The organism is Nostoc sp. (genome assembly GCF_036917655.1).
Lineage (GTDB): Bacteria > Cyanobacteriota > Cyanobacteriia > Cyanobacteriales > Nostocaceae > Nostoc.
The window spans coordinates 121,363-141,456 of record NZ_JBALCY010000005.1; the positions used below are offsets into that span (position 1 = coordinate 121,363).

18 protein-coding genes, 1 tRNA gene and 1 pseudogene are annotated in these 20,094 nt (G+C 41.8%); 7 read left to right on the plus strand and 13 right to left on the minus strand.

Annotated features, from left to right (window positions below; translation table 11 throughout):
• The first annotated feature begins 9 nt into the window (after positions 1-9).
• On the plus strand, positions 10-408 hold the full coding sequence (locus V7K30_RS03970) for a nuclear transport factor 2 family protein (protein WP_334997322.1): 399 nt from the start codon (positions 10-12) through the stop codon (positions 406-408).
• A 147-nt stretch (positions 409-555) separates the two neighbouring features.
• Here the strand turns inward: V7K30_RS03970 and V7K30_RS03975 are convergent, their stop codons facing one another.
• The 6 genes from V7K30_RS03975 to V7K30_RS04000 form a co-directional block, all read right to left on the minus strand.
• Entirely contained in the window at positions 556-1,044 is a 489-nt protein-coding gene (locus V7K30_RS03975; RefSeq protein WP_334997323.1) for a hypothetical protein, read from the minus strand.
• A gap of 177 nt (positions 1,045-1,221) precedes the next feature.
• Entirely contained in the window at positions 1,222-1,803 is a 582-nt protein-coding gene (gene hpsU / locus V7K30_RS03980; protein WP_334997325.1) for a hormogonium polysaccharide biosynthesis acetyltransferase HpsU, read from the minus strand.
• An 81-nt stretch (positions 1,804-1,884) separates the two neighbouring features.
• A complete protein-coding gene (locus V7K30_RS03985) occupies positions 1,885-2,841 on the minus strand; it encodes a glycosyltransferase family 2 protein (protein ID WP_334997327.1) in 957 nt (318 codons plus the stop codon).
• A gap of 23 nt (positions 2,842-2,864) precedes the next feature.
• Positions 2,865-3,797 (minus strand): glycosyltransferase, encoded by a 933-nt coding sequence (locus V7K30_RS03990; protein ID WP_334997329.1) that lies wholly within the window; start codon positions 3,795-3,797, stop codon positions 2,865-2,867.
• 158 nt (positions 3,798-3,955) lie between these two features.
• Entirely contained in the window at positions 3,956-4,783 is an 828-nt protein-coding gene (locus V7K30_RS03995; RefSeq protein ID WP_334997331.1) for a hypothetical protein, read from the minus strand.
• A gap of 104 nt (positions 4,784-4,887) precedes the next feature.
• Entirely contained in the window at positions 4,888-5,040 is a 153-nt protein-coding gene (locus V7K30_RS04000; protein ID WP_334997333.1) for a hypothetical protein, read from the minus strand.
• 149 nt (positions 5,041-5,189) lie between these two features.
• On the opposite strand from V7K30_RS04000, the gene cobU reads away from it, so the two are divergent.
• Complete coding sequence (cobU, locus tag V7K30_RS04005; RefSeq protein ID WP_334997335.1) at positions 5,190-5,762, plus strand: bifunctional adenosylcobinamide kinase/adenosylcobinamide-phosphate guanylyltransferase; 573 nt, start codon at positions 5,190-5,192, stop codon at positions 5,760-5,762.
• Positions 5,763-5,985: 223 nt separating this feature from the next.
• Positions 5,986-6,405 carry a hypothetical protein gene (locus V7K30_RS04010; RefSeq protein ID WP_334997337.1) on the plus strand — a complete coding sequence of 140 codons (420 nt, stop codon included), beginning with the start codon at positions 5,986-5,988 and terminating at the stop codon, positions 6,403-6,405.
• A gap of 203 nt (positions 6,406-6,608) precedes the next feature.
• Here the strand turns inward: V7K30_RS04010 and V7K30_RS04015 are convergent, their stop codons facing one another.
• From V7K30_RS04015 to glcD, 6 genes are all read right to left on the minus strand, one after another.
• Positions 6,609-7,280, minus strand: coding sequence for a hypothetical protein (locus V7K30_RS04015; protein ID WP_334997339.1), 672 nt, complete (start codon positions 7,278-7,280; stop codon positions 6,609-6,611).
• A 993-nt stretch (positions 7,281-8,273) separates the two neighbouring features.
• Positions 8,274-8,345 (minus strand) — tRNA-Lys (locus V7K30_RS04020).
• Between the two features lie 63 nt (positions 8,346-8,408).
• On the minus strand, positions 8,409-10,658 hold the full coding sequence (locus V7K30_RS04025) for a sensor histidine kinase (RefSeq protein WP_334997341.1): 2,250 nt from the start codon (positions 10,656-10,658) through the stop codon (positions 8,409-8,411).
• Positions 10,659-11,020: 362 nt separating this feature from the next.
• Complete coding sequence (locus tag V7K30_RS04030) at positions 11,021-11,605, minus strand: hypothetical protein (RefSeq protein WP_334997343.1); 585 nt, start codon at positions 11,603-11,605, stop codon at positions 11,021-11,023.
• Positions 11,605-12,843, minus strand: coding sequence for a glycoside hydrolase family 10 protein (locus tag V7K30_RS04035; RefSeq protein ID WP_334997345.1), 1,239 nt, complete (start codon positions 12,841-12,843; stop codon positions 11,605-11,607). The genes V7K30_RS04030 and V7K30_RS04035 overlap by 1 nt, the downstream gene beginning before the upstream one ends.
• Positions 12,844-13,178: 335 nt before the next feature.
• The gene (glcD, locus tag V7K30_RS04040; protein WP_334997347.1) at positions 13,179-14,651 is read right to left on the minus strand and encodes a glycolate oxidase subunit GlcD; all 1,473 of its coding nucleotides are present in this window, start codon (positions 14,649-14,651) and stop codon (positions 13,179-13,181) included.
• Positions 14,652-15,098: 447 nt separating this feature from the next.
• Here glcD and V7K30_RS04045 point away from each other — a divergent pair, with 447 nt between their 5' ends.
• Positions 15,099-15,827, plus strand: coding sequence for a Uma2 family endonuclease (locus V7K30_RS04045; RefSeq protein WP_334997349.1), 729 nt, complete (start codon positions 15,099-15,101; stop codon positions 15,825-15,827).
• Between the two features lie 56 nt (positions 15,828-15,883).
• Here V7K30_RS04045 and miaA read toward each other — a convergent pair whose 3' ends face one another.
• Positions 15,884-16,798 (minus strand): tRNA (adenosine(37)-N6)-dimethylallyltransferase MiaA, encoded by a 915-nt coding sequence (gene miaA, locus V7K30_RS04050; RefSeq protein WP_334997392.1) that lies wholly within the window; start codon positions 16,796-16,798, stop codon positions 15,884-15,886.
• Positions 16,799-16,979: 181 nt separating this feature from the next.
• Here miaA and gyrB point away from each other — a divergent pair, with 181 nt between their 5' ends.
• The 3 genes and pseudogenes from gyrB to V7K30_RS04065 all read left to right on the plus strand — a co-directional run.
• Positions 16,980-18,917, plus strand: a complete 1,938-nt coding sequence (gyrB, locus tag V7K30_RS04055) for a DNA topoisomerase (ATP-hydrolyzing) subunit B (RefSeq protein WP_334997351.1) — start codon at positions 16,980-16,982, stop codon at positions 18,915-18,917.
• 254 nt (positions 18,918-19,171) lie between these two features.
• Entirely contained in the window at positions 19,172-19,312 is a 141-nt protein-coding gene (locus V7K30_RS04060; RefSeq protein WP_334997353.1) for a hypothetical protein, read from the plus strand.
• 53 nt (positions 19,313-19,365) lie between these two features.
• Positions 19,366-19,485 (plus strand): annotated as a pseudogene (locus V7K30_RS04065) (fasciclin domain-containing protein); the annotation flags it as partial.
• Positions 19,486-20,094: the final 609 nt, after the last annotated feature.

Below are 20,094 nucleotides of genomic sequence, written 5' to 3' on the forward strand. Positions count from 1 at the left end.
GGAGCCATAATGACACAAGAGTCAGAAAATACTTTAAAAGTTGCTCGGCAGGCATTTGAGAATCTTACGCATGGTATGGCAACAGGAGAGTGGGAACCATTGTTAGATATGCTCACAGAAGATTTTACCTTTTGGTTTCCAATCGGTAAATTCCACGGTTTGAATGTGGGAAAAGAGCGATCTAGAGAATTTTTCGACTACGTTTTTGAATCCTTTAGTCCTGGTTTGAATTTGACTGGTCTAGACCGTGTTACTAGTAATGAAACAACGGCTGTCTTTGAGTTTCGGGATGAGGGACTTTTGTTCGGACAGCTTTACAAAAATCGGGTAGCGGTTTCCTTTGATGTGCGTGGAGACAAAATTTGTGGCTATAGGGAATACTTTGGCAGCGATGGGAAATCATATTAAATAATTCGTATAGCGGTTCTCGGTTGAGTGAGGTACAAGAACCCCACCCCCAACCCCCTCCCCGCAGGCGAGGAGGGGGCTATGATGTACCTCATCTGATTTGGAAACGCTATAATTACGAATTACGAATTATTTAATTCCCTCTCCTTAGTTAATCTCAGGGTTGAGTTCGTTGATTTCTCGGCACTTAGCCTCTGCGGCTTGATATGCTGCTAAATAGTCTTGACCACCCAACATTACATCACCGTAATATTCATAAGGTGGATCACCATAGATTGGCAATGGATCATCTTCTGGATAATCTTCTTTCGATTCTTCAATCATGGCTTTCAGTTTTTTAACGGTTAGCCTTTGTGCTGCAAAATACCAGAGTTCTTGGGGATTTTTGTTCAGATGCGGTAATGTGGGATCGACAATGCGGACAAGGGAGTCATTGTCTGAGGTATCGCCTAGCTCAATCCAACTGTGTTCAATCGGTTTGTATGGCTTCCCAGCAAAAGCTAAAAATCCCTGAATATATCTTGCTCCCTCAGTGGACAATGCTGCTTTGTAAGCATTATCAAACGGAGTACTAGCTCTGCTGTTTATTTCTTCAGCAATTTTGATTGACAGCGTTTCATCCAATAGTTTGTTCATCAATAGCAAGGATTAGAGCAGCCGTGAAAATATATTATCATTGCTCTTACCGTCTTGCTTGGAGATTCAAAATCCAGAGGGAGAACGCCCAGCGATATAGTGATACACCCAATTCAAGTAAGAAATAGATTACTACATTTTGACATTACTGGGATAGTCTCATGTTTATCTATAAAATCATGGGTTTGTGGGGGGATCAAGTTTTATGCGAACCGTCTTGGGATGACAGGGGCTTCCCCAACAAACCTGTCCAGAGGGCATATTAGTAAAAACACTACTACGAGCGCCAATCACAGCATTAGCCCCGATTTGCACTCCCGGCCCAACGAAACAATCTGCCGCCACCCATGCACCATTGTCAATGGTGATACTCGCTGTTTTCAACCCAAAGGCAGGGTCTTGGAGATCATGACTACCAGTACACAGGTAACTTTTTTGGGAGATTACGCAGTGTTCACCGATGTGGATCTGATCGAGGCTGTATAAAACTACGTTATCTCCAATCCAACTGTAGTTGCCAATGGTAACTTTCCAAGGGTAAGTGAAGCGGGCGGTGGGTCGAATTAATACGCCTTTGCCGATACGAGCGCCAAATAGTCGTAGCAAAGCGCAACGCAGAATATTTAACGGTTGAGGAGTGAGGGGAAAGGCGATCGCTTGTACAAACCACCATAATAAAATATACCAAGCTGGACGACCCCGGTCAAACCAAGATTGGTCATATTTGCGTAAATCTACGAAAGGTTGATCATTTGTCATTCAATTTTAGATTTTAGATTTTAGATTTTAGATTTTAAATTTTTTCTTCAATCCAAAATTCAAAATCTAAAATTGGCAGAGTTAGGAGTCAATGGTCAATAGCTTTCCCTCTGCTCCCCTGCTTCCCTGCTCCCCATCTCCCTCCTTCGGGGTAGTTGCAGTATTTAAGTGACCACCACAATTGCGTAACTCGTAAAGTTTAACCCCAATTTGATATTCATATTGACTCAGCAAGCGGGCATATATATATCCTGCTTTGCCATCCAAAAAACCGCGTTGAATAATATAAAACAAAACAAACCGCAAAATGGGTTTAAATGGCAGATGTACCCACACTTTTTTCAAAAATCGCTTGCGTTGCACGGCATCACCAAATAGATTGGCACCGATGGTACCGCTATCATCTTTACCTGTGAGAATATTAAAGTAAACACTAGCTTCCCAGTTGGAATAGCGGTTGTGTCGTTCTAACCAGTGGTAAAGGTCGCGGAAGTCCTCGTGCAGCATATCATTTTTGAGATACCCAACTTTTCCCTGCAAAATCACATGTTCGTGAACTTCGTTATCGCCAGTATTAGGAATATCTTCAGTATGTAGATTTTCGTAGCGACCATTTTTATGTTGAAATAAACGGAGATTCCAATCGGGATATTTCCCACCATAACGAATCCATTTTCCTAAGAAAAATACTCGGCGGTTGAGATAATAACCTGCATATTCCTTGTTTTGAATTGCTTGGTCAATTTCTTCCCAAAGTTCGGGGGTGATGCGCTCATCGCAATCTACAATTAGCACCCATTCGTTGCGAAAAGGGAGATTATCTAAAGACCAATTTTTCTTTTTAGGCCAGCGGCCATTGAAGTTGAATTGCACGATATTTACACCGTGACTTTTAGCAATTTCAACACTCTTGTCGCTACTTTGAGAATCTACTACAAATATTTCATCTGCTCTACTTAGACTGGCGAGGCAGGCAGGCAAGTTTACTTGCTCGTTTTTTGCCGGAATTAGTACTGAAACTGGTATTTTAGATGACATATGATTATAAATTATGTTATTGATTATTTCTTATTTGATGTGGATAAAAGACCTTGAATAGCAGCATTTAAGTAACCAATCTGACCGTAAGCATAGACAAGTTTGTCAAACCGTTCTGCTGGATCAGAGAAATATTGTAATGCCTTATACAAGCCGCGCACAAAGCGTTCGCTACCTCGCTGCAATTGAGCGATACCGGCTTTACCAGCGAGTTGTTCTCGATAGCACTCACTGATCCCCTGCCACCAGCCTCGGTTTAAAAACCAGGAGCGTTGGAGACGCTCTGGAGCAACATTGTGAGCGACTAGTGCTTCGGGAAGATAAGCGACTTGCCAAGCACGCTGTAGGGCAAATTCAGTCATTTGCAGTTCTTCATTTGATAATAGATTTTTCCCCACTCGACCGAGATGAGGATCAAAACCGCCAATTTCTTCTAGAAAACTGCGACGGATGGAGTAATTTAAGCCTCTGGGTGTTGAGCCAGGTTGCTCAATATAGATGTTACTGTCACCCAAGTCGTATGCACCCAGATTTGCAGCTAGCCCTGGAGATAGCCACCGTGGTTGTTGGATTCCTGGGGGCCAGATGAGAGTGACTTTGCCACCTGCGATCGCAAGTTTAGAGTTATTGTAATAGGCAAAATATAAAACTTGCAGCCAGCCCTTGCTCGCTACGGCATCGTCATCCAGATAAGCAAGAATATCACCACTGGCTACTTTTGCACCCGTGTTGCGGGCGACAGATAAACCAATGGTGGGTTCAAATACATACTTCAGGCGCGGATTGTGGGCCCTTTGTTCTACAACCTCACGGGTGCGATCGCTAGATCCATTATCAACTACCACAATTTCAAAGTCAGCAGCAAAATCCTGCGCTAAAAGACTATCAATTGCAGCCCCTAAATAGGTATCTCGATTGTGGGTACAGATAATGGCAGAGATTTGAGTGTCTGGCATAGATTTAATTTTGGATTTGAGATTTGGGACTTTGGCTACGCTCAGTCGAACGATTTTAGATAAAAATCTTAAATCCAACGCATACCTGCTGAGAGTTAATCTAAACCAAAAATTACCGACCCACCAACCGCGTTTCTTCGGAAATAATCTTTAAAACTTCACGATTGTTGAATATGACTGTGTAAAACTACAAGAGTTTGGGCCAGTTGACTCAGACGAGTTTCCAAAGATTGCTTCCGCCCCAACAGTTGACGTAACTTTTGGTAACGCGCGATCGCCATGCTAACATTGGGAACCTGATCTGATGGACATGGCCGCGACCAGACTTTACCAGTATCGTCCACACCACAGAGGCGGTAGCCAGTAATAGATGATTGATAAGATACTTTCCCACCAGTGGCGCAAATTTCTTCTACGTAGTTCATCAAGCGGTCAACTTCTGCATGGCGCAGGGTTGCGGTTCCTGCCGGTTCTGGTTCTTGGGGATTGGATTCTAACCAGCCATTGACAATTGGGCCTTCTAAGTAAATATCCTGAATTTGCTTCAAAATATTTTGCAATTCTATTTGCCAACCGGCGACTGTTTCCTGAATTTCTTGCAATAGATTCATCGCCAATGCTGGATTAGCACCGTGGCGATGGCTACTAAAGCTTGGAGTTTTTAACTTGGGTAGGCTGGGTGTTTTACTACCATTCTCTTCTGCTTGAAAGGTCTGCACAGAGTCATGGTGAGGAAAGAAATTTTGCTCATGAGGATAATCACTCTCAGTATCTACGCCCAAGTCAACTGTTTGTCCTTGTGTATTTAGTTGCCCATCCTGAGAAGATGGAGTTTGTGTACTTTCTGTGGGTTCGTTGGCTCCGACGCTGATTCTAAAAGAGAAAGGCCGTTTTGTCGTCGAATCAGCTGTTTCAGCGGCAGAGGCAGTGCCGCGATTCCCTAAATCGTGTAGAGTTGCTTCAATGCGTTTTAAGCCTGCGTTCATAAAGACATCCTAAAGTTTACTGTCCCCAGTGGTATTGAATAATTACTCCGTTCCCGCGATCAGATTACCTATTTCTTCTTCTTTTCCCTGCTTGGCGTCCTTCTCTACGAGACTAGAGAGGTTCGCGTAACGTTCCGTTGGCGCAGCCTCTCCAAGAGTTGGAAAGGCGGTTCGTTAAAAAAACTTAGGTATTCTTCCAGCCAGATAGGAGTAAGAATGGGGTTGTTGGGATTTTCGGCTTTTGCCAGTTGTGGCATCAATGATGCTGGTGCTAATTTTATCCCTTAAAAGTTATTTGAAACCAAAAATCTCACCCATGAAGGATGAAGGAAAAAACTGCGGTGATAAATTACAACCGTAGGCATATTGTTAAAATACTCAGAGTTAAAATACTCAGAAAACAACTTTGGGTAAAATCATTTTAGTAACAGGGCCAGCCCGATCTGGTAAAAGTGAATGGGCGGAGACTTTAGCTATGCAGTCAGGAAAAGCAGTTGTTTACGTCGCAACAGCCACTGATAATCTAGATGACCAAGAGTGGCATCAACGCATTTTAGAACATCAACAACGTCGTCCCCAAGACTGGGTAACTCTATCTGTACCTGTGGAACTGTCTGCTACCCTCGCCGATGCCAAACCCTATACCTGCCTTTTAGTTGATTCTTTAGGAACTTGGGTTGCTAATCTCTTGGAACAGGATGAATCTAGCTGGGAAAACATCCTTGCAGAGTTGTTAGAGACAGTGGATTTGGTTGCTGCTGATATGGTGTTTGTCGCAGAAGAAACGGGTTGGGGTGTAGTACCAGCTTATCCCCTTGGGAGGACATTCCGCGATCGCCTGGGTTCTTTAGTGCGCCAGCTAGGTGTACTCAGCGAAACTGTTTATTTAGTTACTGGTGGTCATGTTCTCAATCTGGGCGTCCTTGGTTCGCCATTGCCAAATAGACGGGAAGGAGAAGTGAGGAATCAAGATTCTTAATTAGACTTCTTGCATAAATCAATAAATTTGAACCCCACCCCGCCAAAGCTACGCTTTGTCTCCCTGCCCCTAATCCCCAGAGGGGGCCCCGAGTTCCCCGCAAGCGAGGAGGGGATTAAAGCTGGGGTGTTTGGGACTTTTGCAAGAGGTCTATTAATTTAAATTAATCCAAAATCTAAAATCTAAAATCTAAAATCTAAAATCTAAAATCTAAAATTGTAATATGGCAACCAAACAAGAAGTTAGAGGATACCTTGCCTACTGGTTTCAGTTGGGTAAGAAAGTGATTACGGGCAACGGTAAGGCAAGCTTTTTGCCCCAGTCGGTGCTAAATGGCGATCGCTATAGTGAAGAATTTGAAGAGTGCTGGCAGAAAATTATCTCACCGGAATCGGGTGATTGTTACCTGGAGGGTACACATGAAACCATTGCTGAACTGTTGACATCAGCATGGGAGATGCTACCTTGCAGCCGATGTAGTATGCCAGTAGCCAAGCGAAACGTCGGGATGCCGGCGTTGTTATGCCCCTGCAATGATTTACCTAACTGGCCTAATACCGAATTACCAGCACCGCGAGAGCCAATTAACACTCAAGATCAACTCCAAACAATTCGCGATCGGCTTGTGGATAATATTGCATAAACAAACAATTTGTAAATCTGACAAGTTTTTTCTAATTATTTGATTATTTTAATTTCTCCTGTAGTGGTTTTTAGTCTCACCACAGGTTTTTTTATGGCTGTGTTAGGGGCGCAGAACTAAACGTCACTATAGCGGCGCTTAATGACTTTTATAACATCTAGCGTTCGCGAATGGGTGATGATTAAATTGGTTGCTGACAAGTTTTATTTAGTTGAGAAAACCAAGAATCTCTGACTACTGCTAGCAGATTTTCTCCTCAGCACTACCCTTTCATTAAGAGGGATAGCGTTGATTTTAAATGCTAGATTGCTATTATTATAATTAAGCATCCAATTATTCAAATTTCCTTGATAAGCAGCATATGATGGTATGCCAAAAGCTTGATCCGTAGTTTCCCAAAAGATATTTTTTAGAACATAAGTATTATTCAAATGAATACCTAACCAATATTTTGTATTACCCTTTAATTTAACTGGAGTAGGAAAAGTGAAACTAAATTGATTTTCTGTAAATGTCTGTAGAACTTTTTTACCAGTATTTTTCACACTTATATTGAAAACATTTGCCTGGTATAAAGGAACCGAACTAGGTTTACCATTTACGTCAGAAAAGATGTAGTATTTAAGACTACCATCCCATCCGCTTAAATTGTTTTGGTCAGTCGTCCAAAAACTAACTTTTTGTAAGGTAACATTTTGGGGAAATGAAAAATCATCTGCCATTATTTCAAAAGTTGTATCATAGCCATTACCATTAACTGGCGTTGGTGGAGCATTAAAAATCAGCAACGGTTGGAATTGTGCTGTACTTGGGATACTTGTACTTAACAATAAAATTCCTGAGTAAAAGAATGACCGTAATCTTAGCTTCTGCATGGTTTTAACTCCTGAAAATCGAAAAAAATTATGGGTAAAAATTAAATGAAGAAAATGTGAATCCATTCTTACATTTATCCCGACTCAACGCAATTCCTACTAATATGTTTTATAAGCTAAAGCTTTTCCAAAAACCTAGAGTAGTTTAGCTGAATTAATTTAAAATTTAGCTAAAGTTAATGACTATTCTTAAGTATTAAGAGTACGGTTAATGTAATTTTTTACACTTAACATGCACTCAACCCCCATAGGCGTAGTGGCTACCACGGCTCAACGGGAATTTTTGGATTACAAAAATTATATCTGCAATAAACCTGTTACCATGTATTGCTTATTTACTTGCTTACTTGATAACAGCTTTATGGATAGCCCTGCGAAGGGGGGCGCGGGAAGAAAGATCCCTATCAATCCACTCATTACCCGATTGCCTGTACTTCTTAAACCACTAGTTGAAGAGATGTCCGCTAATTACCGGGAACTGGTGACAGACTTTGAGTAAGCTAATGAGCATTTAAGTTGCATAAAAGCACGGCTGGAGACGCTTACTACAAACGAATCATTCTGGAAAAATGAATGACGATTAACTTAGTAAATAAGTAGCGCCATCACACGTTGCAATTGCTCAAAATCAGATTTAAAATGCTGCTTTTGAGTAGCATTTGAGAAGTATAACTATAAAAAGTCTGTAATAGCTTGTAATAAAGCAATTAACGAAATTAATCAAGAATTTACCTTAAGCAAGGGTATGGTAGTTAGTGGGTAACTCTGAGTAAAATCAAGGCTTAGAAATGTTTTCTGATCCAACAAAGTGGAATCTGAACATTTTAAGCGTCGAATGGACACGCTAGACATACCACTGGGCGGTAAGCGTTTTTATCTAAATTAGTAAAAGCTTTAGTGCTGTTTATCCTTGATGAACAAGAGTTTCAGAGGATAGCGTTTGCTTCAATTAGGCAAGAATTAGTCAAGGATAAATTTGTCGGGCTGAAAAGGTGGGTGACGAGGGATTTGAACCCGCAACCAATAGATTAAGAGTCTACTGCTCTACCGTTGAGCTAGTCACCCACACCAATAACAATCATAGCACAACTTCTGACAGATTTGCTAGTGCCGCGCCCAAAAAAGGAATTAAATGGGAAAATTGAGGGTGAAGGTGGTTTGACCGGCTCCACTCTCTACATAAATTGAGCCGCCTAAATGTTTGACCATTTTCTGCACTAATGCCAATTCCAGTCCAGTGCCGCTATGTTTCCAAGGATCATGTTTGGAAAGGTGATAGAAAGGCTCAAAAATCCGTGACAGTTCGTTGCTGGTAAGCTCTAGTCCAGAATTGCTAATGTTAAGCTCTACTACGTCTGCTATCAGGTGAGCAGAGACTGTGACGGACTCACCTGCTGGGGTATATTTGCAGACATGGTTGAGGAGTTCGGTGATAATCCTCTCCATATCTGTGATATCTGTCTCTAAAGGTGGGAGTGCATGATCAATACTCAGGTTTAACTGCTGTCGCTGGCAGTTAGTGAGATCCCGAAAAGACTCGACAATGGGGTGAAGCCAGCTTTGTAAGTCAATGGCAATCAAAGTTGGGGGATCGGGTTCGGCTTCGAGATATGTGAGTGTCAGTAGATCGTTAATTAACTTGCTTTCTCGCGCACACTCGTTATGCAGAATCTGCAAGAGTTGTGGAACTATTTCTATATCTAATATTTCTTCTGGTGCGAGGACACTTTCGAGGGTTTGGACTGCAAGGCTAATGCTAGTTATTGGTGTTCGTAGTTCTTGGGACAGGTTTCGGAGAAATTGGTTTTTGAGCCGATCGCGTTTTTCTAATTCTTTTACCTGTGCCTGGGTTTGTTGGTAAAGTTGAGCTTGACGAATAGCGATCGCACATTCATTTGCAACTTGCTGCACTAGGTCAATTTCAAATTCATCAAAAGCCTCTTGTGATGGTCTTGTCAACCAAATATTTCCCAAAAGCCCTTGAGTATCGAAAATTGGACAAGCCATCTGGGACATAACCAACAACTTTGGTTGCCATCCAGGCACAATTTCCAAAAATTGCAAAGGTTGTTTTTGCAACAGCGGCTGATAAACTTCAAGACGGTCTGCAATCTGTCTGGTCAATCCTTTACACTGGGGTAGGTTCGTGCTGTATTCGTAGGTAATAGTAACCAGGGTTTCGCTGTTGCTATAGAGTTCGATTTGGCAACGATCAAGGTTCAGTAACTCTGCTAATTCCTGAGTCACTGTCTGCAACACCTGAGTTTCATCTAGACTGTCACGGATTTGTTCTGTCATCCGTCGCACCAAGGCTTCAAAGTTTCGCACCTGCTGCAACTGATTGATGTGCTTCTGTTTTTGCAACTCCAAGTTTGCTTTGAGATCCTTGAGTTGCTGACGAAGTTCTGCCTGTTGGACAGCAATGCCGATTTGAGCTGCCAACTGTTTGAGTAAGTCAGTTTCTGTTTGCTGCCATTGACGCGATTCATGGCAATGCTGGGCAATCAATAGCCCCCACATATCTTGCTCTTTGAAAATTGGCACGACTAGATTGGCTCTGATCTGCAAAGATGCCAGAAAATCTATATGGCAAGGATGCAACCCGGCTGCATAAATATCTTCGACAACTTGAATGCAACCTCGCCCGTAGTGTTCTCGATGTTTGCCACTGAAGCAGGGATCGGTGATATTTTTTCCCAACAGTGGATCACCGGCAGCCACACTTGATTCGGCAATGATTACTCCACTGCCATCAGCCTGGAAGCGATAAATTAGGACGCGATCGCAATTCAAAAACTGCCGAAGTTGTTTTGTTGTCTGATGTAGAATTGTCTCTAATTCTACAGATTGGTGAATTCTTCCGGCGATCGCTTCTAGCAGTTGCTCTCGTTCAACCTGGAGTCCGACTGCTTCTTCTGCTTGCTTAACAGGGGTGATATTGCTACTAGTACCAATCAGTCGATAAATCCTAGAGTTAGTATCCCTTAATGGGGTGAGAGTCGTACTCCACCAAGTAGGAATTCCTTGGAATTGCAAACATTGTTCGTAAGAAATAGTTTCGCCAAATAGCACACAGTCAGTATAATGCTGACGCACCCTAGCAGCATCGATGGCAGAGAGAATATCCTCTGGTTTTTTGCCCCGAAGATCATCTGAGCGAATGCCTATCCACCGCTCATGAGTGGGATTAAGTGCCACATACTGAAAATCTCCATCCTCTAGAACATCTACTACAAATATTGATGCCTGCACAGAATCGTACATGCTCAGTAGAAATTGCTCACTACTACTTTTATCATCTACTCTTGTGCCGAAGAGAATCTGAGGAGGCGATAATTTTGTCAACTTCATAGTTGATTCTGCTGGATTTATATTCATGCGAGAGTCCCTTTCTGGTATTACTGACTCTTCTAGGCGCTCTCTTGTAGTTATGCTTGTAGTAGATGCACTTTAGCGCCTATAGCAAAGTCTTGTCAGCTGTTGCTCATCGAAATTTGGATCTTTCTCTACTTCTGATCAGAAATCTAGCAAAGCTAATAGGAGTCAGCTTAACAAATCCTGCTTTTTGAAGGCGAAAATACATTTGCAGGTTAGGGCAAACTTACTAAAATTTATTTTTAACAGTTTTTTAAGATGTTTGCATATATCTAAGTGCAACAATTAGTATACATCAATTAATTTTATAATTCTTAATAAGTTTTTGTTTAATATTCCGAGGAAAGGAGCAGGGGAGTGGGAAGTTACGTAGGCGTAGCCCGCCGCAGGCATCGCAATTTATGAGCATTCATTCCGGTGAGGATACCAACTAGCAGCCAAGTGATAGCTAATCCCATGACTTCGCCGAAGAATAACTGCGTCAAGTGGCGCAAGATCATCCCTACAGCAGAACCCACGGGGACAGCAACAGCCCAACTTACCGAAGAGACAAATATCCATCGCCACGCCATAGGCTGGGAAATTGCCAACCATTGTGCCAATCCAATCCCCAAGCCGCCAAGCGCTCCATAAATCACCCCAGACAGGATTCTCAGCGGAAGAATGTGAGTGCTAGGGACAATCCAACCCACGGCACCAATACCGATAGCGGTGATCACACTCCAACCCAAAAGACTTGACAAAATCCACCTAATACAAAATATAGGTTCTTTAAGAAGACAACCTTGAGGAAGTGCGATCGCCAATCCGCCGATAGCTGCTTCTACTACGCCAATATCGGGCTTTTCGCCGACTTCAATTAAGAGTAAACTCAATAAAAAACCGCCAAAAGTAGCTAAAGTCCACAGCAATGTAAAGCCAAATCTAGTATTTGCAGGCGCGAATGGCATCAAAGTTTCTTTGTTTGTAATAGTCTGACAGTTTTAGCATTAAACATCTCAAAAAAAGCTTTGCGTCGCTGTTGGGGTGATTCCGGTACGATGTAACCCCACAGACTCTCCCAGTAGAAAAAGGAGATCCCATCAAAATGGCGATCGCGCACTACCTGAACCTGTTGTCTAATCTGTGGCATTTTCACAGGATGACGCACCGTTCCCGTTGATATACCAATTCCTACAGGAATTAGACTTTGAGCCAATTTCACAGATGGTTGTTCCAGTTGACTGATAAAAGAGTTTTTGTCATTTCGATATATCTGCAAAATTAACTCATTGACTAGACCTTTTTTTACCCAATTTTCCCAATCTTGCAAATAGTATTTGTAGGCAAAAGCTTGATAGTTAGGAGACAAAGATATTTTGACTTTGGGTTTAACCGCCTTGACAGCTTGATAGATTTCTGCCATGAAATCAGTAATTTTGTCTGCTCGCCAACGCATCCATTCTGAGTTAAAAGGGTCGATAGGGGGACTTTTGCCTTGATGTTCTTGCTGGTAGAGTTCAATAGTGAAGCGATCGTAGCCAAACTGTACAGGCATCCCAAAATGATCGTCAAGTTGAATACCATCCACATCGTAATCTCTGACTACTTCCAAAATTAGCTCTTGAATAAACTCTTGCACTTGCGGATGTAAGGGATTCAACCAAGCCAGTTTACTTACCAAAACATTATTGATTTCTTCCGGTGGGGCATCTTGGATAGAGTTTATACCTTCTTGGCCAATTGTTAACCAGTCGGGATAACGCCTTGCTAATTGTGAATAATGCGGCGTCATGAACCCATATTCAAACCAGGGGATGACTCTCAAATCTTTCTTTTTGGCAAGTGTCACTATCTTTGCTAAAACATCCTGTCCACCGTGCATGAAGTTGAGCAAAGGTTGAGTATCCGAGCCTGTAGTCATTTTAGCTACAGCACTCTTATAAAAAGTATGTCCTCGGTTCCAAACTACAGGATAAATTGTATTAAAGTTGAGAGCCGATAATTGATTTATAGCACGGTCAATACCCCAAGGGACAAATAGTACACCACTAGCAACATTAGTGAGCCAAACGCCGCGAATTTCCGTAGTTAAAGGACTTGTTTTTTGGGAATAAACTGGGAGTGAAGAGGATGAAAAAACTGTTAAAGTGACTACTAATCCCAAACACAGCAAGTAATAAACATAACGGCGAGCAACCCGATTCATTTGTAAGTGTGACCTAGTGCGATCGGAATATATATAACTACAAAATAAAGTTCTAATCCTCCGGATGATGTAAAGAAATGATGATTTTAAGCCCAAGTATAAATTAATAAATGTGCCTTAGCAGACTATTCTCACTATTTTTAATTCTCTGAAATATAAGAGGCCATGATGTGCGTAGTTTCCCACGTTCGCAAGTTCTCGTTCCCAGTCTCCGGCTGGGAATGCAGGCAATGAGGCTCCGCCTCCTATACTAACTTGAGGCAGAGCCTCATATAAGTGCATTCCCTGGCAGAGCCAGGGAACGAGAGTAACTGCAAATGCACCTTTGCAGAAAATTAAAATCTTTCCACACCTTCAAATTGCTTGATAGCCGATGCATTTGCTGCCTCTCCACAAGTTCGTGGTGTCGGGAATATCTTTTCAGGATTTGCTAACCCTTTAGGATTAAAAACTTGCCGCACCCATTGCATAGTTTCTAAATCAATTTGGCTAAACATCTGTGGCATATAGCACTTTTTCTCTTCACCGATGCCATGTTCGCCAGAAATACTACCACCGACTTGGACACAAAGTTTGAGAATTTTTCCACCCATTTCTTCTACTTGCTCTAATGCTCCATGCACAGAATTATCATAAAGAATTAGCGGATGGAGATTGCCATCGCCAGCATGAAATACATTAGCAACACGATAACCGTATTGTTTACTTAATGTCTCAATTTCGTGCAGAACATAAGGCAACTGAGTCCGAGGAATTACACCATCTTGTACATAATAATCTGGACTTAAATGCCCAGCGGCAGCAAAAGCAGCTTTGCGTCCTTTCCATAATTTCAATCGGGTTTCTGGGTCAGTAGCAGAAGTTACATTACGCGCCCCATTCTTTTTACAAATTTCGGTAACTCGCTGCTTATTTCCTGCAACTTCCACTTCTAAACCGTCAATTTCTATTAGTAAAATAGCAGTAGCATCGCGGGGATAACAATTAGTTGCTACAACATCTTCAACTGCATTGATGCTGAAGTTATCCATCATTTCCATCCCAGCAGGAATAATTCCAGCGCTGATGATGTCAGAAACAGTTGCTCCCGCAGCTTCAATGCTAGTAAAATCTGCCAACAGCACACAAATTGATTCTGGACTTTTGAGAATTCGCAAAGTAATTTCTGTGGCGATTCCTAAAGTGCCTTCAGAACCAACAAACACACCTGTTAAATCATAACCAGGCATTTCGGGAATTTGTCCGCCTAAATCAATAATTTCCCCTTCTGGCGTGACAATTTTTAATCCCAAAACGTGGTTAGTGGTGACGCCATATTTGAGGCAATGTACGCCACCAGAATTTTCGGCAATGTTGCCCCCAATAGAGCAGATAATTTGACTGGAGGGGTCAGGAGCATAGTAAAAACCAGCACCACTAACGGCTTGTGTTACCCAACTATTAATCACTCCTGGTTGCACAATTGCCCGTTGATTTTCTAAATCAATGCTAAGGATTTGCCGCATTAAGGAAGTGACAATTAAAACAGAGTCTATCACTGGCAAAGCCCCGCCAGATAGACCAGTGCCAGAACCGCGTGCTATGAAGGGTATAGAGTATTGGTTGCATATCTTCACAACTTCTGCAACTTGTTCTGTAGTTCTGGGTAACACCACCACAGCCGGACGTTGACGATAACCAGTTAAACCATCGCATTCATAGGTAATGAGTTCTTCACGGCGTTGCACCACACCATTTTTACCAAGGACAGCCTCGAATGCTTTGATAATGGGTTTCCAGTTGCGTTGCTTTTTATCTTGGGTAAGCATAGTTGTTTAAAGTTCAAGGTAGATGTTTACAAGTTGCTTAAAATTGAAATTACTTCTTCTGCTCAATGGCTTGAATATAGGCTTGGATTACTCTAACGACTGTGTGTGTCATGGCGGATTGCAGGCTTGATGGAATGGATACAACCCATTGTTGCAAGATTTAGGGCTACTTGATTAATTGTAAACACACTCTACAAAATGGGCTATTTTACTACAAATAATATCAGGCGCTCGTACTAGTTATACTAAAGGAGTAAAAGCACATTATCTACTGAAGATATTATGTTAATTGCGATTCCTGTCCTACCTCTTAAATGAAACTTTATACAATTTAAACTGAGATATGAGTTAAGCAAACTTTCAATTACAATAGATAAAGCTATTTTGCACCCTCTTAGCTTGAATCAACTAATCTAGAAATAACGCTCTCAAAGACTTGATCAAATCATGGTTCAGCAAGTTCTAATCAATGATGATGATTACTATGTCCCAGATGCCAACCAGCTAGTCACTGAAAATGATACACCTGTGGATAATTTTGCATCTGCTAAACAACAACGCCTTTTAGTGAGTTCTCTTTACAGTTCTCTACAAAGCCAGACTTTTTTAGCTGAAGCTAATGTGGGCATTTACTACACAGACCTTCAGCCCCCCATTGTACCTGATGTTTTTCTTAGCTTCGATGTTCAAGTACCTGAAAATTGGTGGGAAAAACAAAATCGTTGTTATATGGTTTGGCGTTTTGGCAAACCTCCAGAAGTTGTACTCGAAATTGTCTCTAATAAAGAAGGTGATGAACTGGGCAAAAAGCTGCAAATTTATGAACATATGCGGGCTAGTTACTACATCGTATATGACCCAAATCAGCAGTTAAGAGAAAAAGTACTGCGTGTTTATGAACTTAGAGGAACACGCTACTTTGAAACTTCAGAAAATTGGTTAGAACAAGTTGGTTTAGGTGTAACTTCGTGGGAAGGTGAATTTGAAGGCAGACAGGATCATTGGTTACGCTGGTGCTACCAAGATGGTAATGTTTTGCTGACTGGAGATGAACGTGCTGAACAAGAACGACAACGTGCCGAGCAGGAACGACAACGTGCTGAACAAGCCGAACAACGCACCCAATTACTAGCAGATAGGCTACGGGCTATGGGTGTAGATCCCGACACTCTCTAGAAGACTCGCTGTAAAGACGCAAAGTTTTTTTACGTCTTTACATGAGCAAAAAATTCTCACCTATTTGTGCAACTTATGAACTCATTTATCCGATGCGAAACCTTCTCTAATAACTCAGGATTCTCGGCATCAAACCACTCAATTTTGGGATAGCCTCGAAACCAAGTGCGTTGTCGTTTGGCAAATTGCCGCGTATGCAAAATTATTAATTCTTTCGCTTCATCTAAGGAAATATCCCCAGCCAAATATTGCTTGATTTCTTGATAGCCCAAAGTATTCAACAAAGACAAATTAGCGCCATATTTTTGACAAAGATACTCCACCTCAGCAACTAAACCATTTGCTATCATTTGCTCAGTCCGCTGTTTAATCCGATTCCTCAACTTTTCAACATCGCAATCCAAACCTATTTGCAAAATTGGATAATTTGGTGGATTCTCCCCTTGTTGTTCTGAAATGGGATATCCAGTAACATAATATACCTCTAATCCTCTTAAAGTTCGTACTGAATCATTAGGATGAATTTTTTGTGCTGCAACAGGGTCAACTTGTTGTAACATTGCGTAGAGTTGAGGCTGACCGAGAGATTCAAGTTGCGATCGCAATTCTATTTGCGGTGCGACTCTAGGAATTCTCATGCCTTGGACAATGGAACGGATGTATAAACCAGTGCCACCAACCATTAGAAGTGGGAGAGATGAGGGAGATAGGGGAGAATTAATTAAGGCTTGTGCTTGTTGTTGATAGTCTGCTACCGTCATTGTGTCTGTTGGATCGCAGATATCTATTAAATAGTGTGGCACCAATTTTTGTTCAGCCACAGTTGGTTTCGCTGTCCCAATATCAAACTCACGGTAAACTTGACGAGAATCAGCACTGAGAATTACAAAACCCAACCGAATCGCTAAAGTCAAAGCTAAACTCGACTTTCCCGTTGCCGTCGCCCCACAAATCACAATTAATTTAGTCATTTCTTGCCCATATCCCTTATCCCGCTCATCTTCCCCTCTTCCACGGTACTGCAACCCCAGTATAAACTTCTCTTGAAAATGCCCTACAGACGCCAGCAAGGCTTTTGTGTTACAATTTTGGAGTGTTTTTACTTTTGTTTGCCTTTCGGCGACTTCAACCCCACGCATCAGGAGAGTTTACATGACGAGCAGTTACAGTGCCGATCAGATTCAAGTTCTGGAAGGTCTGGAAGCCGTCCGCAAAAGACCAGGAATGTACATCGGTACCACTGGGCCGCGAGGACTCCACCATTTAGTTTACGAGGTGGTAGACAATTCAGTTGATGAGGCTTTGGCGGGTTATTGCACTCATATAGAGGTGGATATCAACGCTGATGGTTCGGTGACTGTAACAGATGATGGTCGCGGTATTCCCATCGATACTCACTCGCGCACCGGGAAATCGGCTTTGGAAACCGTGATGACGGTACTGCACGCCGGTGGTAAGTTTGGCGGCGGTGGCTACAAAGTTTCTGGAGGATTGCACGGGGTTGGTATTTCTGTTGTTAATGCCCTATCTGAGGTTGTAGAAGTTACAGTTTGGCGAGATAAAAAAGTTCATATCCAGCGCTATGAACGGGGTATCCCAGTTACTGAACTGCAAGTCAAGCCTTACAAAGAAGCTAGAACCGGAACTTCTGTTACTTTTAAACCAGATACCCAAATATTCACTGTTAGCATTGAGTTTGATTACATCACTTTATCAGGTCGCCTACGGGAATTGGCGTATCTGAATGCAGGTGTCAAAATTACCTTTACTGACCACCGTTTAGAATTACTAAAAAGCGATACGCCCAAGGTAGAATCCTACGAGTACAGGGGTGGTATTAAAGAATATATCGCCTACATGAACCGTGAGAAGCAACCCCTGCATGAAGAAATTATTTATGTGCAGGGGGAACGCAACAACGTACAAGTGGAAGTTTCCTTGCAATGGTGTACTGATGCTTACACAGACAATGTGCTGGGTTTTGCTAACAATATTCGCACCGTGGATGGTGGTACGCACTTAGAAGGATTGAAGGCGGTTCTGACTCGGACATTAAATGCGATCGCCCGCAAGCGCAATAAAATTAAAGAGAATGAACCTAATCTCAGTGGCGAACACGTCCGCGAAGGTCTGACTGCCGTAATTTCCGTTAAAGTCCCTGACCCAGAATTTGAAGGACAAACCAAGACTAAACTCGGTAATACCGAAGTGCGGGGAATTGTTGATTCTTTGGTGGGAGAAGTCCTCACCGAGTATCTAGAATTTCATCCTGCCATAGCAGATTCAATTTTAGATAAAGCTATCCAAGCTTTCAAAGCCGCAGAAGCAGCCCGTCATGCGCGGGAATTAGTTCGACGCAAATCGGTACTGGAATCTTCGCCACTACCTGGTAAATTGGCAGATTGTAGTTCTCGTGACCCCAGCGAATCTGAGATATTTATCGTGGAAGGCGATTCCGCAGGTGGGAGTGCAAAACAAGGACGCGATCGCCGCACTCAAGCGATCTTGCCTCTACGTGGTAAAATTCTCAACATTGAAAAAACCGACGACGCCAAAATCTATAAAAATAACGAAGTTCAATCGTTAATTACAGCACTTGGTTTAGGTGTTAAAGGTGATGAATTCGATTCCACTCAGCTGCGCTATCACCGGATAGTCATTATGACGGACGCTGACGTAGATGGAGCGCACATTCGGACTTTGTTGTTAACATTCTTCTATCGATATCAGCGAGCGCTCATCGAACAAGGCTTTATTTATATTGCTTGTCCCCCACTGTTTAAGGTAGAACGGGGACGTAATCATGAGTACTGCTATAGCGATCGCGAAAAAAATCAAGTAATCGCCAAATTTCCTGCTAACGCCAACTATACCATCCAACGCTTCAAAGGTTTGGGTGAAATGATGCCACAACAACTCTGGGACACCACCATGAACCCAGAAACCCGCAAAATGAAGCAAGTCGAAATTGAGGATGCCGCAGAAGCCGATCGCATTTTCACAATTTTAATGGGCGATCGGGTCGCACCCAGACGAGAATTCATCGAAACCTATGGTTCTAAACTCAATTTCACCGATTTAGATATCTAATATCAATTCCCTGACAGTAATCCAATAATTTGTGATATAGGTAATGGGTAATACGTTTTCACCCATTACCTTTTTTATATCCAAAATTGCTATATAAAATACCTCTTTTGGCTGATGACCAACTAAGAAATTTATAAATCTTTTGGATTAATATTTTTCATCCTATAAAGGATGTCGTTAGATGAGTGACTATATCCATAAATTTATTAACTATTGTCAATAATTCCCTATTTAACTGAATTCTACACAAAGCTATGAAAGCGAGTAAAGGCATAGTAGAAAAAGTATTGTTTAATATTGTTGGCATAGGTAGCTTGGTTGCTCTGTCTGCCTGCGCTCAACCTACTACACGAAACTCCTACAGCAACTGTCCCTCGCGTCACGCCAACTCCTAGTAGCACAATTGCCACCCAAAATTTAGCAGAACTGGCAAAATCAGCAGCTAGTCATAGGACAGTTTAAAACTCTCATCCTAGCAGTGCAAGCCGCAGGCTTAACTGAACAATTGGCGGAACCAGGCCCTTACACAGTATTTGCACCTAGTGACGCCGCTTTCTCTGCTTTACCAAACTAGGGGTAAGTTTGAAAGCCACCCTGACTTTGAACTTGATGTTAACAATCAATTAAAAAAATTTAGGTTGGCTTACCACACAAGTGGTAGGTCAGTGCTACATAACTACAAAAATTCTAAATTTTTCAGTTAGCGACAATCATATAATTTGCTTATTGTCAATATTTTACAAAAATTCAATATTTTATTGTTAGCAAAACTACCAACCTTATTGGAAATTTAGTTAAGATAATATTCTTTGCACTGACTGGCGAATTAATTTTGCCCACCAGCTAGAAACACATTTGTTATGCTTTAACCAAATAACTAAATATCATCTATCAAACAGTAATTAATAAGTATCTTGAGGATTTCTCATAATAAGATGACAAAAACTTACCGAAATAAAAGTATTGAACTTTACAAAATACTTACGCAAGTCCCCTTTGTAACCAAATTATCAGGCAATCTCCTGGCTTCTCTTTATTCGAGGTAATGCCTACTGGAAGCAGACACCATCAGGCAGCAAACTTGTTAATATCTTCATGAACTGCCGTGGCGATCGCTATTGTATCGTATATATCTAATGAACTTTTGCCTTAAATATGACTACATTGGCAAGTTCGC

Excerpts from the sequence above, each read along its gene's own strand:
- V7K30_RS04025 (WP_334997341.1), bottom strand. The coding sequence starts at position 10,658 with ATGAATATAAATCCAGCAGAATCAACTATGAAGTTGACAAAATTATCG.
- gyrB (WP_334997351.1), top strand. The coding sequence starts at position 16,980 with ATGACGAGCAGTTACAGTGCCGATCAGATTCAAGTTCTGGAAGGTCTG.
- V7K30_RS04010 (WP_334997337.1), top strand. The coding sequence starts at position 5,986 with ATGGCAACCAAACAAGAAGTTAGAGGATACCTTGCCTACTGGTTTCAG.
- hpsU (WP_334997325.1), bottom strand. The coding sequence starts at position 1,803 with ATGACAAATGATCAACCTTTCGTAGATTTACGCAAATATGACCAATCT.
- glcD (WP_334997347.1), bottom strand. The coding sequence starts at position 14,651 with ATGCTTACCCAAGATAAAAAGCAACGCAACTGGAAACCCATTATCAAA.
- V7K30_RS03990 (WP_334997329.1), bottom strand. The coding sequence starts at position 3,797 with ATGCCAGACACTCAAATCTCTGCCATTATCTGTACCCACAATCGAGAT.
- V7K30_RS03985 (WP_334997327.1), bottom strand. The coding sequence starts at position 2,841 with ATGTCATCTAAAATACCAGTTTCAGTACTAATTCCGGCAAAAAACGAG.
- V7K30_RS03975 (WP_334997323.1), bottom strand. The coding sequence starts at position 1,044 with ATGAACAAACTATTGGATGAAACGCTGTCAATCAAAATTGCTGAAGAA.
- V7K30_RS04035 (WP_334997345.1), bottom strand. The coding sequence starts at position 12,843 with ATGAATCGGGTTGCTCGCCGTTATGTTTATTACTTGCTGTGTTTGGGA.
- V7K30_RS04060 (WP_334997353.1), top strand. The coding sequence starts at position 19,172 with ATGAAAGCGAGTAAAGGCATAGTAGAAAAAGTATTGTTTAATATTGTT.
- V7K30_RS04030 (WP_334997343.1), bottom strand. The coding sequence starts at position 11,605 with ATGCCATTCGCGCCTGCAAATACTAGATTTGGCTTTACATTGCTGTGG.
- V7K30_RS03970 (WP_334997322.1), top strand. The coding sequence starts at position 10 with ATGACACAAGAGTCAGAAAATACTTTAAAAGTTGCTCGGCAGGCATTT.
- V7K30_RS04015 (WP_334997339.1), bottom strand. The coding sequence starts at position 7,280 with ATGCAGAAGCTAAGATTACGGTCATTCTTTTACTCAGGAATTTTATTG.
- V7K30_RS04045 (WP_334997349.1), top strand. The coding sequence starts at position 15,099 with ATGGTTCAGCAAGTTCTAATCAATGATGATGATTACTATGTCCCAGAT.
- V7K30_RS03995 (WP_334997331.1), bottom strand. The coding sequence starts at position 4,783 with ATGAACGCAGGCTTAAAACGCATTGAAGCAACTCTACACGATTTAGGG.
- miaA (WP_334997392.1), bottom strand. The coding sequence starts at position 16,798 with ATGACTAAATTAATTGTGATTTGTGGGGCGACGGCAACGGGAAAGTCG.
- V7K30_RS04000 (WP_334997333.1), bottom strand. The coding sequence starts at position 5,040 with ATGCCACAACTGGCAAAAGCCGAAAATCCCAACAACCCCATTCTTACT.